At 45.0% G+C, this 19,475-nt stretch carries 18 protein-coding genes; 7 read left to right on the top strand and 11 right to left on the bottom strand.

Annotated features, from left to right (window positions below; translation table 11 throughout):
• The first annotated feature begins 89 nt into the window (after positions 1 to 89).
• From A9237_RS22270 to yegS, 3 genes are all read left to right on the top strand, one after another.
• Positions 90 to 515, top strand: coding sequence for a bifunctional diaminohydroxyphosphoribosylaminopyrimidine deaminase/5-amino-6-(5-phosphoribosylamino)uracil reductase RibD (locus A9237_RS22270; protein ID WP_078610242.1), 426 nt, complete (start codon positions 90 to 92; stop codon positions 513 to 515).
• 139 nt (positions 516 to 654) lie between these two features.
• Positions 655 to 1,557 carry a LysR family transcriptional regulator gene (locus A9237_RS22265; protein ID WP_078609702.1) on the top strand — a complete coding sequence of 301 codons (903 nt, stop codon included), beginning with the start codon at positions 655 to 657 and terminating at the stop codon, positions 1,555 to 1,557.
• Positions 1,558 to 1,569: 12 nt separating this feature from the next.
• Complete coding sequence (gene yegS / locus A9237_RS22260) at positions 1,570 to 2,472, top strand: lipid kinase YegS (RefSeq protein WP_078609701.1); 903 nt, start codon at positions 1,570 to 1,572, stop codon at positions 2,470 to 2,472.
• A 65-nt stretch (positions 2,473 to 2,537) separates the two neighbouring features.
• Here the strand turns inward: yegS and A9237_RS22255 are convergent, their stop codons facing one another.
• The 4 genes from A9237_RS22255 to A9237_RS22240 all read right to left on the bottom strand — a co-directional run bounded on the left by A9237_RS22255 (position 2,538) and on the right by A9237_RS22240 (position 5,617).
• A complete protein-coding gene (locus A9237_RS22255; RefSeq protein ID WP_005437727.1) occupies positions 2,538 to 2,873 on the bottom strand; it encodes a YgiW/YdeI family stress tolerance OB fold protein in 336 nt (111 codons plus the stop codon).
• A gap of 17 nt (positions 2,874 to 2,890) precedes the next feature.
• Positions 2,891 to 3,538: an AcfA family outer membrane beta-barrel protein gene (locus A9237_RS22250; RefSeq protein ID WP_005437726.1), complete on the bottom strand. Its 648-nt coding sequence runs from the start codon at positions 3,536 to 3,538 to the stop codon at positions 2,891 to 2,893.
• Between the two features lie 137 nt (positions 3,539 to 3,675).
• Entirely contained in the window at positions 3,676 to 4,656 is a 981-nt protein-coding gene (locus tag A9237_RS22245) for an HAD family hydrolase (protein ID WP_061009490.1), read from the bottom strand.
• A gap of 172 nt (positions 4,657 to 4,828) precedes the next feature.
• Positions 4,829 to 5,617, bottom strand: coding sequence for a formylglycine-generating enzyme family protein (locus tag A9237_RS22240; RefSeq protein WP_005437724.1), 789 nt, complete (start codon positions 5,615 to 5,617; stop codon positions 4,829 to 4,831).
• Positions 5,618 to 5,793: 176 nt separating this feature from the next.
• Between A9237_RS22240 and A9237_RS22235 the strand changes: the two genes are divergently transcribed.
• The gene (locus A9237_RS22235) at positions 5,794 to 7,116 is read left to right on the top strand and encodes an anaerobic sulfatase maturase (protein ID WP_005437723.1); all 1,323 of its coding nucleotides are present in this window, start codon (positions 5,794 to 5,796) and stop codon (positions 7,114 to 7,116) included.
• 10 nt (positions 7,117 to 7,126) lie between these two features.
• Positions 7,127 to 8,200: a HEAT repeat domain-containing protein gene (locus tag A9237_RS22230; RefSeq protein WP_078609700.1), complete on the top strand. Its 1,074-nt coding sequence runs from the start codon at positions 7,127 to 7,129 to the stop codon at positions 8,198 to 8,200.
• Positions 8,201 to 8,218: 18 nt separating this feature from the next.
• Here the strand turns inward: A9237_RS22230 and A9237_RS22225 are convergent, their stop codons facing one another.
• Together A9237_RS22225 and A9237_RS22220 are read right to left on the bottom strand one after the other, a co-directional pair.
• Complete coding sequence (locus tag A9237_RS22225) at positions 8,219 to 9,835, bottom strand: VRR-NUC domain-containing protein (protein ID WP_078609699.1); 1,617 nt, start codon at positions 9,833 to 9,835, stop codon at positions 8,219 to 8,221.
• Positions 9,836 to 9,930: 95 nt separating this feature from the next.
• Positions 9,931 to 11,163: an L-lactate MFS transporter gene (locus A9237_RS22220; protein ID WP_009704178.1), complete on the bottom strand. Its 1,233-nt coding sequence runs from the start codon at positions 11,161 to 11,163 to the stop codon at positions 9,931 to 9,933.
• Positions 11,164 to 11,739: 576 nt separating this feature from the next.
• Here A9237_RS22220 and A9237_RS22215 point away from each other — a divergent pair.
• Positions 11,740 to 12,096, top strand: a complete 357-nt coding sequence (locus A9237_RS22215) for a hypothetical protein (RefSeq protein ID WP_009704179.1) — start codon at positions 11,740 to 11,742, stop codon at positions 12,094 to 12,096.
• Between the two features lie 65 nt (positions 12,097 to 12,161).
• On the opposite strand, the gene A9237_RS22210 is transcribed toward A9237_RS22215, so the two are convergent.
• The 4 genes from A9237_RS22210 to A9237_RS22195 form a co-directional block, all read right to left on the bottom strand.
• On the bottom strand, positions 12,162 to 14,045 hold the full coding sequence (locus A9237_RS22210; protein ID WP_078609698.1) for a M48 family metallopeptidase: 1,884 nt from the start codon (positions 14,043 to 14,045) through the stop codon (positions 12,162 to 12,164).
• Positions 14,045 to 14,635 (bottom strand): LemA family protein, encoded by a 591-nt coding sequence (locus A9237_RS22205; RefSeq protein WP_033005634.1) that lies wholly within the window; start codon positions 14,633 to 14,635, stop codon positions 14,045 to 14,047. Before A9237_RS22205 ends, A9237_RS22210 begins: the two co-directional genes overlap by 1 nt.
• Before the next feature lie 244 nt (positions 14,636 to 14,879).
• Entirely contained in the window at positions 14,880 to 16,247 is a 1,368-nt protein-coding gene (gene dcuC / locus A9237_RS22200; protein WP_005437706.1) for an anaerobic C4-dicarboxylate transporter DcuC, read from the bottom strand.
• Between the two features lie 375 nt (positions 16,248 to 16,622).
• Positions 16,623 to 17,747, bottom strand: coding sequence for an acyl-CoA desaturase (locus A9237_RS22195; protein ID WP_078609697.1), 1,125 nt, complete (start codon positions 17,745 to 17,747; stop codon positions 16,623 to 16,625).
• 293 nt (positions 17,748 to 18,040) lie between these two features.
• Between A9237_RS22195 and A9237_RS22190 the strand changes: the two genes are divergently transcribed.
• Positions 18,041 to 18,589: a GNAT family N-acetyltransferase gene (locus tag A9237_RS22190; RefSeq protein WP_005437703.1), complete on the top strand. Its 549-nt coding sequence runs from the start codon at positions 18,041 to 18,043 to the stop codon at positions 18,587 to 18,589.
• A gap of 67 nt (positions 18,590 to 18,656) precedes the next feature.
• Here A9237_RS22190 and A9237_RS22185 read toward each other — a convergent pair whose 3' ends face one another.
• Positions 18,657 to 19,274, bottom strand: coding sequence for an HAD family hydrolase (locus A9237_RS22185; RefSeq protein WP_033005631.1), 618 nt, complete (start codon positions 19,272 to 19,274; stop codon positions 18,657 to 18,659).
• Positions 19,275 to 19,475 lie beyond the last annotated feature (201 nt).

Raw genomic sequence — 19,475 nt, 5'->3', positions numbered from 1 at the left:
GAGCTTTGCAAACACTTTTATATAGCGAGGAAAGCATGCTGGCGTTAGAATCCATCACCCAAATTTTGAATAACGAGTATCAGATCCAAATGAGCCAACAATTTATGCTTCGTGCGTTGGAAGTATCACGCAACGCGCTGCCTGCTTGTCAACCAAACCCACCTGTTGGTTGCGTGCTGGTCAAAGACGGTGAAATCGTATCAGAGGGGCATACACAGGCGATTGGTGGCAATCATGCAGAAGTTGAAGCTCTCAAGGCTTACAACGGCAATTTAAGTGACGTGACCGCGTACGTAACACTAGAGCCGTGTTCGTTTGTTGGACGTACACCTGCTTGCGCAAAAACCTTAGTGACTTGCGGTATCAAAAAAGTGGTGGTTGCCATGTTAGATCCTGACCCACGTAACGCTGGTCGTGGTATCGACATCCTAAAAGAAGGTGGCGTAGAAGTGGAAATTGGTTTGTGTGGCGAAGAGGTGAGTGCCTTTTTAACCCCTTACCTAGGAAAATCCTGAGCGATTTTCAGAATATTCTTCGTCAATGCGAGGTTAAAACTCGCGAAAACATGCATAGACGCTCAAATCCGGTGTTCTGAGTCGTTAACTATCATACTGTTAGCTAAAATAAGACCATGTCCTGTTTTATGTTTGCAAAATGAAGAGCACCGATTTAAACCTTATCCCAATTTTTGTGGCGATTTACGAAGAGCAGAACCTGTCTAAGGCCGCTGCTCGTCTTGATATCAGCCAACCTGCGGTGAGCAAAGCACTGGCTCGTCTGCGTGATATCTACGATGAACCACTTTTCCACCGAAGTACTTCTGGCGTCGAGCCAACCAGCTTTGCGATGGATATCTATCCCGCAATGGTTGCTGCGTTAAAAAACTTCACCTCTACGCTTTCCGCTTCTAGCAGTTTCGATCCTAAAGTTTCTAACCGCATTTTTTCGATCGCCTGTGTATCTGTAGCGAGCTATGAGTTGATGCCACAACTGATGCGTCAGATCCGCGAGCAAGCCCCTAATATCGGGTTAGAAGTGCATCCGCTGTTTACCGAAGATTACGAAAGCGACTTACGTTTACAAAGATACGATTTGATCATCGATTTGCCGCCACGTGGGCGAACGGTATTAAAAATGGACCCAATCTTTTCTGAGCGTTTGATGGTGGTATGCAGCTCCGAGCACCCGCGCATTGAAGATTCTTGTTCAGTTGAGCAATTCTTGGCGGAAGAACACGTTGTTGTATCTCGTTGGCACGCTCGCAATAGTTTGTTAACGGGTGAAGACATTGAAGATTTGGCGAGTCGCAACATTGTGTATCGCGCGGCTGGTGCAATGGAAATGTTGCCAGTGATCAACGGCAGTGAATACATTGGAATGTTGCCACTGTCGACCATCGAACACTTCTCAAAAACCTATGACATCAAAGCCGTGCCGTTGCCTTTCAATGACAGTGTGCATGACCTTTGTGCAATTTGGCACTCTAGCCGCAGTAATGAAAGCGCGCATCAATGGCTAAGAGCTCAGTTAAAACAAGCGGGTAAAACGATTCGATAACGAGGAGCGAGCATGAAGACAATACGTGCCATTCTAAACGGTAAGAAAGCCGGAACCCCTGAACTCCGTAACGAGATCATGCGAATGCGAGAGCAGGGGGTAGATTTACAAGTTCGTGTGACTTGGGAATCTGCAGACATGGGGCGCTTAGTTAAAGAAGCGGTCAATGAAGGCATTAGACGTATTGTTGTTGCGGGTGGTGATGGGACTGTCAACGAAGCGGTCACAGCGTTCAACCAGATTGACGCGAATGCTCGGCCTGAATTGGCCATTATACCAATGGGGACGGCGAATGATTTTGCGACTGCAACCAAAATCCCAACTACGATTCGAGAGTCCATTGAGCTTGCGGTCAATGGTGACGCCGTTGCGGTAGATAGCGTTCAAGCCAACGACCGTTATTTTATGAACATTGCAGCGGCAGGTTTTGGTGCAGAGATTACCGCAGAGACGCCCGTAGAGCTGAAGAACTTTTTAGGTGGTGGCGCTTACACATTAACAGGACTAGTAAAAGCGCTAGGGTTTAAACCTTATGATGGCTCGTTGACGATAGAGCAGGGCAGTTATCAGGGAGAAATTCTCGTTGGCGCGTTTTGTAATAGTCGTTTAGCTGGTGGCGGACAAGAGCTCGCGCCAAACGCACTTATTGATGATGGTTTAATGGACATTACTTTGGTGCATCCATTCTTGCCCCATGAGCTACCTCAAGTGATTGATGAAATTCAAAACCCAACTGAGACTGGGCAGTTTGTTAAGCATACTCAGGCGAGTTGGTTGGAGATTGATTTTCCTAAAACGTTACCATTGAATTTGGACGGTGAGCCTTACCGTTCTAATAAGATTCGATTTGATGTCAAACCACAAAGCATTCGCTTGGTGCTTCCGCCACATTGCCCTTGCTTGAGTGTTCACTAGAAAAACGAAAAGCCACCAATAAAGGTGGCTTTTGCTTAATTGGAACAAGGGATAATCGCTAGTGCTTAAAGTTTCTGAATGGTATCGACTTCAATTTGAGTTTTAGTCCATTCCGAATCCACTTCACCACGGATAGCAACTTGATCTTTTGGTGACACGTCTTGCCCCATCCAGTCTTCGTTGTCGATCTCCACTTGGATTTCACCCGTGTTGTCTTTAAATAGGTAAGTCTCATTGCCCAACGCTTGCACAATGTTACCCGTTAACAACACATAGCTGTCATCAGCCGCTTTTTGTGCTTCTTTGACGGTATTGATTGCAGCGGTTTCAGGACCGGTAAAGGCAGCCAATGCTGAGCCTGAAAGTAGGGCGAGCATTGACGCAAGAATCAGTTTTTTCATGCTAATGGCTTCCTAAGTTAGAAATAGTAAGTAGAACCTACGTTGATTGATGCTGTGTTTGCGTAGCTATCAAGTTGGTACTTCGCGTTTGCGCCGATGGTCAATTGAGGGAAGATTTTGTATTCAGCACCAACGGAGAACACGGCACCCAACTCGTTATTCTTTTCTGTGCTGTGGAAAAGTGTTTTGCTCATTTCCACATCGTCATTTGAAACCAGTTCGTGCTCTTCGTACTTACCGGCTTTCGATTCGTATTGTGTGTAGCTCAGCCCCGCTTTTACTTTGGTGGTCCATTTATCGTTTAATGCGTAGCTAAACACAGGCGCAAGAGTGATTTGTTTTGCTTTGATGGATGAATCCCATTCCATTTCACGGTGGTAGTCTTTTCCATCAATGTTCTGGATGCCTAGGTTCTTTGAACGGCTATCTTCTAGTTCAAATTGGTTGTAGCCCAGTTCTACCGCCCAAGAGTCGTTGATAGAGTAGCCAACAAAGCCACCAAAAATACCGTCTTCCAATTCAGGATTTAGATTCACACCGTCAGCGTCAAAAGATGTTTCAAAATCGTGGTCGGTGGTGCCGAATCCATACTCCAAACCCACATAAGGCGCTGCTGCTACCGAAAATGAGCTTGCTGCTAGAATCGTCAGGACTGTTCTTTTCATTCTGTTTTTACCTCTTCGTTTTGATGGGAGGCATTGTGTGTGAAGAGTCGTGAAGTGATCGTGAAGAAAAGGCTAACGATTGAAAATGAATAAAAAAACTCCCCAAGAAGGGGAGCTTTAAAGAAGTCGTCATGGTGTTAGTAGACGGTGCACCATTCGTTTTTCATGTCGATAAGATGCCAGTTATCGCGTTGGTTGGCTTCATCCATCGCTTTATCTAAGTGGCCGACGCTGGATTTACGGTCGTATTTCCACTCGCGATCTTCATCGGTGTGGTGAACGATCATCGCCATCGAGTTTGGCTGACTGGTTGCCCACTGCATCATCGCGTGGTCACCGTCTGAGTTACCAATTGCGAGAACAGGTTTCTTACCGATGATGTGTTGAATGTTTTCCACTTTACCGGCTTTGTCATCAATCGTTAGGATTTCACCTAATTTAGTCACGGTTGGCTTACCGTCGTTGTAGTCGTACTTGTATTTTAGTGCGCTACCAATGATTTGTTCTTCAGGGATGCCGTACACTTCTGGTGCCCAAACACGCATAAAGTCCACACCGCCACCAGAGACGATGTAGGTCTTAAAGCCGTGCTCTTGCAGATAGGTCACCATTTCACGCATTGGTTTGTAAGTCAGTTCGGTATACGCCTTACCAAAACGTGGATCTTTTGCAGCTTTTAGCCACTGTGCGACCTTCTCTTGGTATTCTTCAACCGTCATGCCGCTGTGTGTGACTTTAACGATCTCAAGCAGTGCTTTTTCACCGCCCTTAAAGACGCCTTCGATGTCATCGTTCAATACTGACTTGAACGGCTCTTGCGTCTTCCATTCTGGGTGGTCTTTTGCCATGACCTTCACTTCGTCTAGCGCATAGGCCAGCTGGAAGTAGAAAGGCTTCTCTGACCATAACGTACCGTCGTTATCGAACACGGCAATACGGTCTTGCTCAGGGATGAATGTCGATTTCGTTGTATCCAAAGATTGGTCAACGTAGTTTACGATGGCGGTCTTACTTGCTCCATCTTTCCAAGAAGGCAGCAAGCTTGGGTCGCAATCTAAAGCCATCGCTGAAAACGATAAACCAGATAAGACTGCAAGGGCACAGATGTGTTTCTTCATATTATTATTTACCTAAGTTTGAATGTATTGCTTGTATACATTTGAGGTGAAACGTAAATGAGAACAACGTGGATTTAGCCTCTTTCCCTAACCATTTCCCTAACCAAGAGACGTGTTAATTGGTAAGAATGCGCAAAGGGGCAGTAACGTCGCTTCTCATGCGTAATCGTGCTTAATCAGCATCTTTAGCAAGGCGAAGTCCCATGTCCGACATAATTATAGACTGGCTTGCGAAATCTCGACGGAAATTCTCTGATTCATCAGAATCATAGGCAAAGCTGCCGCCTCGTACGGACTTGTGTGCTAGGCCGGCTTTTTCATCTTTAGCGTTGTTTGGATTCTCGGTTGGGCCATAACGGTAGAAAGTATCGTCATACGCGTCGATCACGAACTCACCAACGTTACCTGTCATGTCATACAGACCAAGTTCATTAGGCTGCTTTTGACCAACGGGGTGAGCTTGGTTTTTGGAGTTGTCGGCATACCACGCCACATCAGCAATGTTGTTTGAACCTGCGTAAGTGAAACCTTGGCTCTTGTTACCGCCTTTAGCGGCAAACTCCCATTCCGCTTCTGTCGGTAAGCGGTAGTTTTCACCGGTCAGCTCGTTCAACTTCTCGATGAAGTAATTTGCCTGCTGCCAGCTCAAGTTGTTAACCGGGATGTCTGCACCTTGGAAGTAACTCATTGAAGAACCCATGACAGATTCAAACAATTCTTGAGTGACCTCAAATTTGGAAATGTAAAAGCCGTCTACCTTTACTTCGCGTGCTGGGGTTTCTGCCTTCTTGGCGGAGTCGCTGTCCGATCCCATGACAAATGAACCGCCTTCAACCAACACCATGTCTTGATCAATGTTGAGCGCGATAGGGTGCGGTGATTGAGTTGCACAACCACTCATTAATACGCTGAATGATAGAATGGAAAGTGCGGTTAACGATTTGCTTTTAAATGATTTCATCAATAGTTTCTCGCCAAAAAAGTCACGATAAATATTAGCAATAAATGCTATGAAAAAAGGTTATAAACGGTATAACAAGCCTCTTGTATTAATGGGATTTATGATTAGGTCATCAAGGTGAGAATGGCACGCTTATGAGCGTTCTCAGCTGCATTTCATAACGAAAAAGGTGACGTATGCACATTACTCAAGGTCCTCAGTTCAACGGTAAAGCCTCTAAGCGTTTACATGTCATGGCAAAGCCTATTGGGGCGGCTTGTAACATTGATTGCACTTACTGCTATTACCTCAGCAAACAGGACTTACTTGAGTACAAAAAAGGCTGCACGCCTGTGATGGATGAAGAGACGTTAGAAACCTACATTCGTCAGTACATTGAAGGACAGAACACGCCGGAAATCATCTTCTCTTGGCAGGGTGGTGAACCAACGATGTTGGGCTTGGATTACTTTAAAAAGATTGTTGAGTTTCAATCTAAGTACAAGCCTGAAGGTGTGGTCATTTCTAACGATTTACAAACCAATGGCACGTTGCTCAACGACGATTGGTGTGCATTTCTAAAAGCAAATAACTTCTTGGTCGGTTTGAGTATCGACGGGCCAGAAATGATGCACAACGCTTACCGAACCAACCGCGCAGGACGTGGCACGTTTAACCAAGTGATGAAGGCTGTTGAACTGCTGCATAAACACGAAGTGAAGTTCGCAACGCTAACTTGTGTCAACAATCTAACCAGTCGCAATCCTCTTGAGGTGTACCGATTCCTGCGTGATGAAGTGCGTTCTCCGCAAATGCAGTTTATTCCCATCGTAGAACAGAAAACGTTCCGTACTACCGCACCCCAAACATGGGAGCCGCAAGAGCAGCTGAAACAAGGCGACAAGCGTCTTATTCCTGGTCACAAAGACTCTGTGGTTGAGCCATGGTGTGTGGCAGACGAGGCGTGGGGTAACTTCCTTATCGCGATTTTTGATGAGTGGATTCAACACGACATTGGCAAGGTGTTTGTTCAGTACTTTGAAGCGAGTGTAGAGACTTGGATGGGGCGCAAAAACCCACTTTGTACACTGGGCGAGATTTGCGGCAAAGGCTTGGCAATGGAACCAAACGGTGATGTTTTTGCTTGTGACCACTACGTTTATCCAGAATACAAGATTGGCAACATCCACCACGAAAAATTAGACACCTTGGCGTATGGTCCTGAGCAGCAAAAGTTTGGCTTTGCCAAGACTCGCTCGCTAACCAAACAATGCCAACAGTGTGATTACCAATTCGCTTGCTACGGCGAGTGTCCGAAAAACCGTTTCATTCGCACCAAAGACGGTGAACCCGGGTTGAACTACCTGTGTGCAGGTTGGAAAAAGTTCTTCTCTCATGCTGATAAGGCAATGGCATACATTCTTCGTGCAACGGGTAACCCTGTGGCACATGGCAAATACAGTGATGCAGTGTTACGCCAACAAGCGGCGAAGCGTCCTGTATTCGAAACCAAATTTTAAGGGGATTGATATGACCTTCTCTAAAACGTTGTTAGCCATCGCTCTAGGCGTCACCGTAAGCCAATCTGTTGCTGCGCAGGATGAAACCTTGCTAGCACCAGACCAAGTTTCTTCTGCGAGCGTGACAAGTGCGGAGGAAACCCATTCAGCACAGATGTCACCACAGCAAGTGGTTGCGAAGTGGTCTTATCAAGCTCAAGACGTGAAACAACCAGTAGAAAAGCGCATTGAAGCGTTGCATGAGTTGGCAAAATACCCAAGTCAAAACGCGCTGGTGGCAGTTGCACGCAGCCTTCAAGACCAAGATCCTGCGGTTCGTGAAGCCGCGATTGTGGGAGCAGAACCTTACACGATTGAACATCGCTGGCGCATGATTGAGCCACTGTTGAGTGATCCAGAGGCCATGGTTCGCATTACTGCTGCGACCAACTTAGTGCGTGACTTTTCTAACGTGAGCAGCGAGCAACAGCAAACGCTTGAAGCCCCGGTTGCAGAACTGATCAGCTACTTAGAGCACAAGAAAGACGACGGCTCGAAACTGTTATTAGCGGATGTCTATCGTTGGCACCATGAATGGGATAAAGCAGATAAAATCTATCAAGCTTTGGTGACCAATCAGCCGGAGAATCCACAAATCTGGCTAAGCCTGGCCGACAACTACCGAGCGCAGCAACGCGATGCTGATGCAGTGAAGACGTTGGATTCTGCGATCAAACTTCATCCTGATAATGCGTCTTTGCACTATTCGAAAGCGCTGACACTAGTACGTTTGGATGAGAAGAAGAATGCAGCGACAGAAATCGAAAAAGCGGCCAACATGGCGAAAGATAACAGCTACTACTGGTATCTCAATGGCGTCCTGCAAGAAGACTACAACCTAGACAAATCGGTGAAGTCTTTTGAGCAAGCGTATTTGATTTCTGGTGCGCCGGAACAGCTTTATGCGGTTTGTGACATTTATGTTCGTTACGACAACCCGAAAACAGATGAGTGCTTGGGCGAACTAGAGAAAGTCGCACCAAGCTACGTGATTGATCAATTGAAAGAGAAGAAAGGTCAGAAGAACGCCAAAGTACGCAGCTAAGGCTATCTGGTTCTTTTCCTAACCTTGTGCCGTTACATAACAGACTGAGAACGGCACATTGAGGCGATTGAACTCCTTGATCCAACGCCATTGGTTATCTTGGAGTTTATCGCCCGGACCTTTCACTTCAATCCACTCAAACTTCCCATCTTTAAATGCAATCAAATCCGGCATACCGTTTCGATAGAGTTTTAGGTCGCTCAACTGCACGTTAAACAGTTCGACCAACAGGTCATTAGGGATGTGTTCAATAGCTAGGGACAACAACTCTTCGTTCACATATGCCCAACTGACGAAGGGATTACTGATCCCAACTTTATCTCGGTATGTATCAAGCAGTGCTTGCGTATTTCCTTGTCGAACTTGCTCAAGCGCATTGTCGATAAGCTGCTTTCTTTTATCGGCAAAATCGGCGTGATACAAATCCAATGGTCGATGTTGATAAGCGTTAATGAATGCGCCTTCTATTGGTGCAAAAATCGCATCCCACAAGGTCAATCCTAACAAGCTGTTGAGTAGGGTATTCTCGGAATAGAAAACGGTCCAACCTAAACTTTCGAAATGCGCTTTGGTTGCCAGCTCCACACGTTGTTGGGACAGATCCAATTCGATGTGGTATTCGCTGCATTTTGGCTTGGTGGCTCTCGGGACTTTCAAACCCTGTTTGCGTTTAACGCGTTGTTCGAGCTTCTGTGCCACCTCAAACTCAGAGACATCGATAGGGTCAGTGAGCATGGTCGTGACAATGTCACAAAATAAATCGTTTTGTTCTAGCTTGTCGTATATGCGAGCACGACGCTCTCGGCTTGGCGCGAGTGTGGTCGTCTCAAACAGCGCAATTGCCATCTCAAGTTCGTTTATGCGTTCGTAATCACGGGCAATGTCGTTAATCATGTGCTCGCGTTTACGATCGACGTAGCGATGTTCAACCTTTTCTGGCATTGCTTCGATAAGAATATCGAGGTTCGCTTTTTGTTTTCTGTCGCATTGCCAATAAAGGTTGGAGAGTTGGCTGAGTTCAATAAGCCGATCGATTTGCTCTCTACTCTCGAAGAATCGACGCGCTTTACTTAACTGGTATTGTTCGAATTGGTGTAAGCCTAAGTCATCAAGCACGAACTGACTGAGGTCTTGATGGGTATTAGCAAAAAACAGAGTCAGCAAAACATCAATCATGTGTGCGGAGTTAAGCTTAATCACCGTGAAATCGAGAGTCTCAAATAGCTCGAAACGCTCTTCACTTAGGCATGCCACTAACGCTTCTTTCTTGAGGGATTTAGGATGCTCAGGATAGAGCGTGACGATCTCTGGCTTGGTCAGTAGATTCGCTGCTAACTCCTGTATCGTTAGGTCAGGGGAGAGCGAGACAAAACCATGAGTTGCCAATTCATCCAAAGCCCACTGGATGTTCTCAATTTCTTGATAGTTGAGTTTGTCGCTACGAAACCAGCACCCTTTACGGCTGTATAGGCGTACAAGAAGGCACTGTGCAGGCTTGCTTAAGCTCTTAAACGCGGATAGCCATTGGTGTTCATCTTCGCTAAGTAAATCGCTGTACCACTTGGTAGCGTGCTGTGTGAGCTTAAAGAAGTTATCGAGATAGTAATCTGGCGCGAGTTCGACGGTGTTTTCCATAACCAACTAACAATAAAAAAGGCTTAACCCATAGGTTAAGCCTTTTTCGAATCAATTTCTGCAGATCTATTAGATAAATAGAACTGGACTGGCGATTAAGCGTTTTTCAGTTGTGCTACTTTCGCTTCAGTCAGTGGTTTAGTGATGAACGCTAGTACGATACACACTGCCATCATTACTGCTGAGATAGTGTAAGCAAGACCGTAGCCGTCACCGTTAGTCATTGAGAAACCAACAACAGCTGCACCGATTGCACCACCGATACCCCATGCTGTGTAAAGCACGCCGTAGTTAGTACCGTAGTTCTTCAGACCGTAGAATTCAGCCGTTAGAGTAGGGAATACTGCTAGAAGCGTACCGTAACCTACTGCTGCGATTGCTGTACCGATGATTAGCGTGAACTCAGTTTTGAACGTTGCGAACAGAACCATGTTGATGCCCTGTAGAACGAACGCTAGAAGAAGAGTACGTACGCCACCGATCTTGTCTGCAAGCATACCTGCCGCTACACGACCGCCTGAGTTAAATACCGCAAGGATAGACGCTAGGTAAACCGCGTTTGGTAGGTTCGCTTGAACGCTTGCGATAGTTGTGATGTTACCGATGATCATAAGACCAACAGAAGCTGCGAACGCGTACATGATCCATAGGGAGTAGAACTGTGGCGTTTTAAGCATTGCTTTCCAAGTTAGGTCGTCAGACTTCTTCACAACCTTAGGTGCTTGACCTTCTTTTACTTTAGGCTCTGCTGGCGTGTAATCTGCTGGTGGGTTGTTGATTGTTGCTGCTAGAGGAACAGCGATAGCAAGGATACCAACACCAAGAACTAGGAAGCTCGTTTGGATGCCCATGCTGTCGATCAGTGCAGAAGTCACAGGAGCTAGGTAGATAGCTGCTAGACCGAAACCTGCTGCGATGATGCCGTTAACCATACCTTTCTTAGATGCGTGGAACCACTTCATTGCTGAAGGAGAAAGACACGCGTAACCAAAACCGATACCTGCACCAGTGATTACACCGAAAGTGATGTTCAGCATTAGTGGTGAGTTAACAAAACCAGACGCGATCATGCCTAGACCTGTTAGAACAGTACCTAGGATTAGGATCAAACGTGGACCCATACGGTCTTGAAGAATACCTGCAACAAGAAGACAGATAGAGAAAGTAATAGTTGCAGTCGCGTAAGGTGCAGATGCTTCTGCTGCGCTCCAGCCTGACTCAGTCACTAGTGCTTTGTTGAATACACTCCAAGCATACAGGATGCCAAGACAAAGGTTGATACAGAATCCTGCTAACAGGATGCGCATAGCTTTATCAATCTTGCTCATTTTTGTTCTCAGTAATACCTCTTGGCAGATAGCAAAGAGGGGTCGGTTTAAAGATAGGGTTTACTCAAAATAAGTTTGCGTTTTTCAACACATAACGTAATGAGCGCGGATTATAACCAATAAATGTGTGATTGGAATCTCTTTTTACCCCTGTGGCTAAAAATAATTTGAAACATTAAAAATGATTGTAATGAGAGCGTTTTATATATGAAGAAAATGTTGATCTAACGTAAAGAAGCTTTGGTTTGGTAGTGAGATCCTAAGTGAAACAAGGTTGATAGCTCGAACATGGGTGTTTGGCTCACAGTTTAAGCAAAAAGTTTCAAAATGTTTAAGTGTTAATGTTCTGTAACAAAAGTGGCCAAAATAGAGACTGCTTTTTGTAAGTGCAGGATCTAAAGGGTTTATAAATTCGAGAATGTTAACCGCTTGTAATAACTAGATTCGAAGGGGAGGCTTGAACACAAAGTGAGCAAAAAATGTGCTTGTAATTGCTAAATAGATAAGCAAAATAGGGCGCAAAATGAGTTTTCATTAATGAAAGGATGCTTTTCTCTACTTGTAGTGAGGTGACTTATGAAATTGTTCCTATTACTTATGGCTTCTGTTTCTGCAGGTGTCGCATCAGCAGATCACATCCATTCATTCATGCTAGGTCTTTCTATTGCATCGCTTGCAGTAGGTAGCTGCTACTTTTTCGCATTCCGTAGTTCGCGTTTCCCACAGCTTGCTTTGTTCTTACTGATCTGTGGCATGTTGTCTAAATTGACGATTACTGTGGTCGGTGTGATGTGGGGTATGTCAGCTGAGCTGATTACGTCTCCAATCGTATTTGCTTTGTCTTACTTGTTCTTCTCACTAGCAGTAACCTACCTATGGTTCAGCTACCGTCAAAGCATCACCAAGATTCCTGAGCGCTTCAAAGCGGCTTAATCAGAGTAATCAATTGATGAACACAAAAACGCCAGCGATTATCGCTGGCGTTTTGCTTTCTGTGTTTAAATCGTCACAGTCAGCGGAGGCTCGGGTACTTCCAAAAAGCATGCTATCACTCGATACAATTCACCTTCTGCAACGGTGATCTTCCCATCCGATTCAATGGCCAAACGGCACGCTTTAACGAACTGACGTCGTTGAACGGGCTTCAGTTGCAGCAACAGCTCTAATGCAGCGCGGCTCAAGCGCCAATTCTTGTTTGCAGGCTCCAATGTTACTTCTGCGAAACCTAAAGATGTTAGGGCTGAATTAAATGCAAGTTGCGCCGCTTGTGGCTCTGAGTGGCTGACCCAAGCGAGCTCCCTCAGTAACCAATGTACACTTTCTTCCAGTTGCTCAAGGGTTTTGTTCTGACGAGTAAACCCAAAAGGTGCGATGAGCTGCTTCTCAAGTAAATTAATGACGCACCACTCACCGAGAGAGTAATGATTGTCAGTTTGTGATAATTCACGCAGCACTTCACACAGCCGGTTCTTTTGGCCTTCACTAAGTGCTTTTAGGGCAGGGATCGCTAACTCCAAAAGAGGAAGGCGCAAATGCGTTGGTAATTCGTAATCTAACCAAGGTAATAACTTTGCGTGCGACACCATTGGAATATGGCCTTTGATCATCTCACGCTGCACTTTGCTTCCATCAAAAATCAGCAGCAACGCAATAAAACGAGCGCTATAAGGCTCACGTGCTATGTCGACCAAGTCTTGTGGCAATTGGCTGATGAGTTGTTTCCCTGTCTCACTTAACTCTGAGGAAGTTGGCGCGACACTTATTGGCTCTGCGTTTTGGGTACCTAAGTCTTGGGTACTAAAGTCGGCGTCCGACGCAAACCCACTGACTTGTTCATTACCGAAAGTTGCTCCTTGGCTACGACTTTTACTCAAAAAACTGCCATCCCAATTAGGCTCAATCCGGCGAATCCTTTCTTCAAGTGGTGGGTGAGTAGCAAATAAACCAGTAAAGCCAGATAAGTTGCTCTGACCAAACATCATATGGCTCATTTGGCTGCTTGCTTTGGCGTTAAGATAAGACCCAGCGTTGCAACCACCTATCTTTTTTAAAGCGCTAGCGATGCCTTGATCGTTACGGGTAAACTGAACCGCACTCGCGTCGGCTAAGAACTCCCTTTGTCTTGAAATTGCCGCTTTGATCATTGAACCAAACAAAGTGCCAACCCAGCCTAGAATCAAGCAGACAATCGCTATTAACATAATGACGGCGAAGCCTTTATCTGAATCGGAAGAACTTCTTGAGACGCGACTGGTGTGGTGTGTGTTGTCTAACACCAGATGACCGAAATGGGCAATGCAAGTGATGCCGAAGAGTACCCCGATTAAACGTGTGTTCAGGCGCATGTCACCGTTTAAGATGTGGCTGAACTCATGCGCAATAACGCCTTGTAATTCATCACGTGTGAAGGTGTCTAGTGCGCCTTGTGTAACACCGATTACAGCATCATCAATACTCATACCTGCAGCAAACGCGTTGATGCCTCGTTCTTCTTGCATCACATAAACAGGAGGAACGGGAATCCCTGACGCGATCGCCATTTCTTCTACCACGTTAAGAAGTCGCCTGTGTTTGGCGTCTATCGTGTTGGAGGAAATCAGCTTACCACCAATGCTTTCTGCAACGCCTCGGCCACCGTTCGAAGATAAGTCAGATAGGCGAATCATCGAACTTATTGCTACGATCAACACGACACCCGCAAAGCACAGTAAGACATAGCTAATGGCCGTGTTTTGATCAAATGGCTCACCCGTCACCCCATAGTAAATACCAATCGATAGGACGCTGACCAAACCCGTAATGACAAATACCGCTAAGGAAAACAGAAACACCAAAAGCCCGGTGCGTTGTCGCGCGGTATCTTGATGGTCAAAGAAATTCATTAGAACTCAACCTTAGGCGCTTCTTGGATGGCTTCAGTATCTGCAAATTCCAACAACTTGCCGTCTTGGAAACCAAACATATTGGCAAACAAGACTGGTGGGAAAGTTTGCTTGTAGGTGTTGTAGCTGGTGACTGCATCATTAAAGGCTTGGCGAGCAAAAGCGACTTTATTCTCTGTGCTAGTCAACTCTTCTTGCAGTTGGCTCATGGTTTCGTTTGCTTTCAGTTCGGGGTACGCTTCTACAACCACATTTAACTTGCCTAGCGCATTTTGTAGCATGCCTTCTGCTTGTGCTAATTGGCTGATGGCGGCGTCGCTGTCTGGTGCGTTACTGGCTGCTTTTAAACCAGAGATTGCTTGGTTTCGAGCTTGAATTACTCGCTCAAACGTTTCTTTCTCATGCTCCATGTAGCCTTTTGCGGTGCTAACAAGGTTTGGGATTAAGTCGTAACGTCGTTTCAGCTGTACTTCAATCTGAGCAAAGCTGTTCTTAAAGCGATTACGTAGCGTCACTAGCTTGTTGTAAATGCTGACCGCAAACACCGCGATAAGCAAAATGATGACGATAAAAACAATAAGTGAAGTCATAGTAAGTTCCATTTTGTGAATGTATGGGATTTTTATATAAGCTGTTGAGATAGTAAGCAAATCAGACTGCTGAGAATGTGGAGCACTTTGAAAATATGGAATGCATTGCTTAATAAAACGCTCGACCTAATAAAACGAAAGGCTGGTGAATGAAAAAGAGAAGGGCGTAAGAGAAGAGTCGTAGAATAAAAAAGGCTCGACATAGAAGCCGAGCCTTTACTGATTAGCGTTATGTAACCGCAGTTTATGCTGTCATTGGTACAAGCACCATAGTACCGATGATCACAGTAATCAGACCTGCTAGAACTGGCACTGATGTACGTTTTACTACTTCGAACGGACTGATGTTTGCCATACCAGAAGTCGCAACGATTACACCAGATACTGGCGAGATAGTACGGCCTAGGTTAGAAGCTTGTAGCATTGGGATGATTAGGAACGCAGGGTTAAGACCCATCTTCGCAGCCAGTGAAGGAGCAAGCTCTACGAACGCGTAGAACGGTGCGTTACCAGAACCCGTTGCAATCGCAGCAGCAACAGTTAGACCGGTTAGAATAAGCATTAGCGCGATACCGCCCGCACCCGCATTATCTGCAAGGTGTAGTAGGTTATCGATAGCACCAATTGACATAAGACCTTGCGCGAATACACCCGCCGCAACCAACAGCATTACCACGCCTTTAAACGCATCTGCCATGCCCGCATAACAAGAATCAAGATCCTCAAGTGATTTCTTACCGTCAAACTTGTTCACCACATAGTGAATCACAGCGCCCAAGAAGATAGAACCTACCACGATAGTGTAGATGTCTAGAGTCAGGCCAGGAATCGTGCGACCGTTGAATAGGAATACACCGATGATTGGTAGGAAAGGAAGAACCGCATAGAACGCTGGCGCATCTGCTTTGATCTCAGATACGTCAATCTTTTCCATTGGCGTGTTGTCTTTCTTATCTAGGTATTTGTTCCAGAAGAATGCCGCTGCAGCCATTACGATGATTGCACAAATAGACACAGGCAGTACGGTTTGAACCGCGAACACGTCAAGCGCTAGGCCTGATTTTTCTGCCGCGATAACCACGTCACCAGAAGTTGGTGAAAGGATGATTGCCGCTGGTGAAGCACACACTGCTACCGCAGCAGGGCGAGAGATACCCATTGCTGTCATCATTGGGAATAGGGTAGCCATTAATAGCACGCCTAGACCTGTTGCAGAACTCACTGCAAGAGACATCAAACATGCCACGATGTAAGCCGCTACCAAAAGGACGTATGGAGACTTGATAACAGAAAGCGGTTTAGAGAACTGTTTTACTACTACATTGTTTGCGCCGATGTGGGTCATGTAAGACGCAAAGCCACAAAGTAGCATGATTTGCATACCAAGGCCGCCGCCACGGTATTGAAGCATGTATTTTACGTACTCTAGTGCGTCCGTCACCATATTACCCGTTGAGGTTACTTTTGATGGCAGAACGTCATGGCCAAGCAGACCAGTCATAAGAAGCAAACTAATACCTGCGGTTAATAACACGCCAGCGGCTTTGTAGCCTTTGACAATGAAATAACCCACAGCAATGGTCACTACCAAGCCAATTAAGAGCTCTAACATAGGGTTGTCTCCAGATATTATGAAAAAAAGAAAGAAACTGTTTCAGTTTATGTCAGAGAATTTACAGAATTCTTTCCTGTGGCACGAGACTAAATTAGAGCTAGCATGATCTAAAACAAATAATAGATTAATAAATAATTGCGTTGGATTATATTGTTTAAATTACGTTTTTCAGGTGTTATGTACTGGTTTTGTTGTTTTTAAAGAAACGAAAATATGAACAATTTGTCGAATAAAAATCGTACGAAATGATTAAAAAGTGGGAAAAGCGATAGTTCGAGCTAGATCACGTTAAAGGGGCTTGATTGAACGAAAAAGCTCCGAATTAACGGAGCTTTTGTTTTGACATCTTTATATTGAAGCGCGAGTTACACGTTATGCGTAGCGTCGCACCAAGAGGTTCCAACTGCGTTGTTGACGTTCAAATTCTTCCTTAATTTGTTCGTATTTCAGCTTTGATACGGAACGTTCGTACTTTTTCACTACGGTTGCTGTTTTCTCACCAAGCACTTCTTTTCGCGCTTCATAATATTCTTGCATGTGGTGTACGAGTGCATCGAATTCCTGCTGAAGTTGGTCACGAATCGATTGGCTATTCGGTTTCGTTTCTAACTTTTCTTTTGCCTTTTTCAGCAACTGAGTTGCGCGCGCTTTTTCGATACGGAAAGTCGATGTCGTACGAAGTTTGGTTGTTAACCCAAGCCAAGAGCATGATTTGATCAACCATTTAGTTGGGTCGTAATGCCACCAGTACACACCATTTCGGTAATCGTTCTCAAAGATGTGGTGGAAGTTATGATAACCCTCACCAAAAGTGAAGAAGGCTAAGATGCCATTGTCACGAGCGGTGTTTTTATCGGTGAAAGTCTGTTTACCCCAAACATGCGCCAGCGAATTGATGAAGAAAGTGGTGTGATGGCTCAAGAACAGGCGAGCGGCACCAACGATCAGGAACATTCCCCAGATATCACCATAGATAAGACCTAGTGCAAGAGGGAAGCCAATATTAGTCGCAATGGCTAAAGAAACGTAATACTTATGCTGCCATACAACGATCTTGTCTCGCTTCAAATCACGACAGTTTGTGTACTCGTTCTCTTTTGACTTGTTGTAATCGCGAAGCATCCAACCAATATGCGAATACCAAAAACCGCGCTTCGCTGAATACGGGTCTTTGTCATTGTCATCCACATGTTTGTGGTGAACACGATGATCAGAAGACCAATGCATTGCACTGTTTTGAAGAGAGAAAGCACCACCGATGGCAAAGATGAATCGTAAAACTGGGTGAGCTTCATAGGTTTTGTGGCTCCATAAACGGTGATAACCCGCGGTAATGGAGAGATTGGTAAAACTAAAGGCGATGATACCCCAGATTAGATGTTCCCAACCTAATCCGTAGTGGTATGCATACCAAGGCAATACAACAAAAGTCAGAATAAAACTGGCAGAAAATATTAATAGATTCAACCAGATAATAGGCGGTTTATTATGCGTCACGATGTGTCCCTAACTTTGAGCTAACAACTGTTCGCTAGAATATCAGCGTACACGTGTAAGTCAAACTAAAGTTAGGTGACTTTGTTTCGAGTTGTGACAGTTCTATCGCTAAGGCCAAACTCGCAATAATCTGGTGTAGTCAGTGGGATTTTTTGCTTTTAAACGAATAATGAGTAGTATTAATCAATGAGCTGTGGCTATAGATTTGTAAAATCTGCCAAAAATATGTAGTTAAAGAGGTGGAAAATGCCAAAGCTCGTTAGAGAAGCAATAAAAGAACATAGGAATACGTAATGGAATTACGATTAGCGGAATATAAGGATTATGAACGCATCGCGCAGTTGCACGTGGACAGTTGGAAGCGTCACTACCGTGGTATGCTAAGTGATGGTTACCTTGATAGCGAAGCCATCGACGACAAATTGTTGATTTGGCAAACTCGCTTAACCAACCCACCATTCAACCAGCATGTGGTGTTAGCAGAAGAGGGCGGGCTTCTTCTTGGTTTTGTTTGTGTGTTTGGGAATCATGATTTTGAACGCGGCAGTTTTATTGAAGCGCTTCATGTGGATGACAGTTATCGCGGTCGCGGCATCGGGAAGCAACTTCTATTAGCGGTTGCAGAATGGCAACAACAGTACTTTAAAGACAGTGGCTTGTACCTTGAAGTGATTTCTCAAAATGAACCAGCAATCCAGTTCTACCAGCATATTGGTGGACAAGAATGCCAAGAACGCAACTGGAAAGCGCCTGGTGGAGGTGAAGTCCTTGAGAAAGTGTTCCGTTGGTCAAATGCACAATCACTGGTTAATGGTATAGAAGAAAACGTCGTTTACTCGTAACGGTTGTAACAAGAAGCCTAATTCAGAAAAGAGCAGCGACGTGCTGCTCTTTTCAGTTCTTGCCACTCTAAAAGCGTAATCCCATCGCTTTTAATTCATGTTCACACTGTTCTGCATGTTTAAATTGAATTGCCGCTAATCCTACCGCTCGTGCCCCTTCAACGTTATAAGGCATATCATCAAGGAACACAGTTTCTTGCGCGAGGAGTTGATGGGTTTCCAATAAGCTTTGATAAATCTCTGGCTGAGGTTTTAACAATCCCAGCTCTGCTGATACCGTCGCGCCTTCAAATAGTGGCCAAAAGTCGTAAGTGGCTTTTAGAAATTCAACGATCTCTACCACGTTGTCGGTCAGTGCAAACACGTTATATCCTGCGGCTTTGATGCGTTTAAGAAGCTCGACACTGCCATACATCAGTAATTGAGTGTGTTTCACGTAGTAAAAGAAACGTTCGACTTCGCTATCTGAAAGTGCTTTTTCCGATTGATATCGCTGTTTAGCTTGTGCTTCAGTAATAAGCCCTTTGTTCAAATCTAACCAGATAGTGCTCATAAACAAGTCTTTGGCTAACGCCTCGGCGTCGACATCATTGCCAAATGTCAGCCTTACAATTTCTAATGGCGACCATCTCACCAACACATTACCCACATCGAATACGACATTTTTTATTGCTATTGATTGCATAGGTGCCCTTGTTTGATAAGTTGAATAGGAGAGAGAGGGTTGCTTCGCTGTGTGTATGTTGCACGGCATTCATGTACAAGGCTTTGCGTTACATCCCATTTTCTGTTGAATTAACAATCAAATTTGCCTAATTATTAGTTTTGTGAATATAAAGCGCTGAATTTAAAGTAGAGCGTCGCGAAATATTTGATTAATGTCTCA

It is taken from the genome of Vibrio owensii (assembly GCF_002021755.1).
Lineage (GTDB): Bacteria > Pseudomonadota > Gammaproteobacteria > Enterobacterales > Vibrionaceae > Vibrio > Vibrio owensii.
This window is presented reverse-complemented; position numbering and strand designations above follow the sequence as displayed.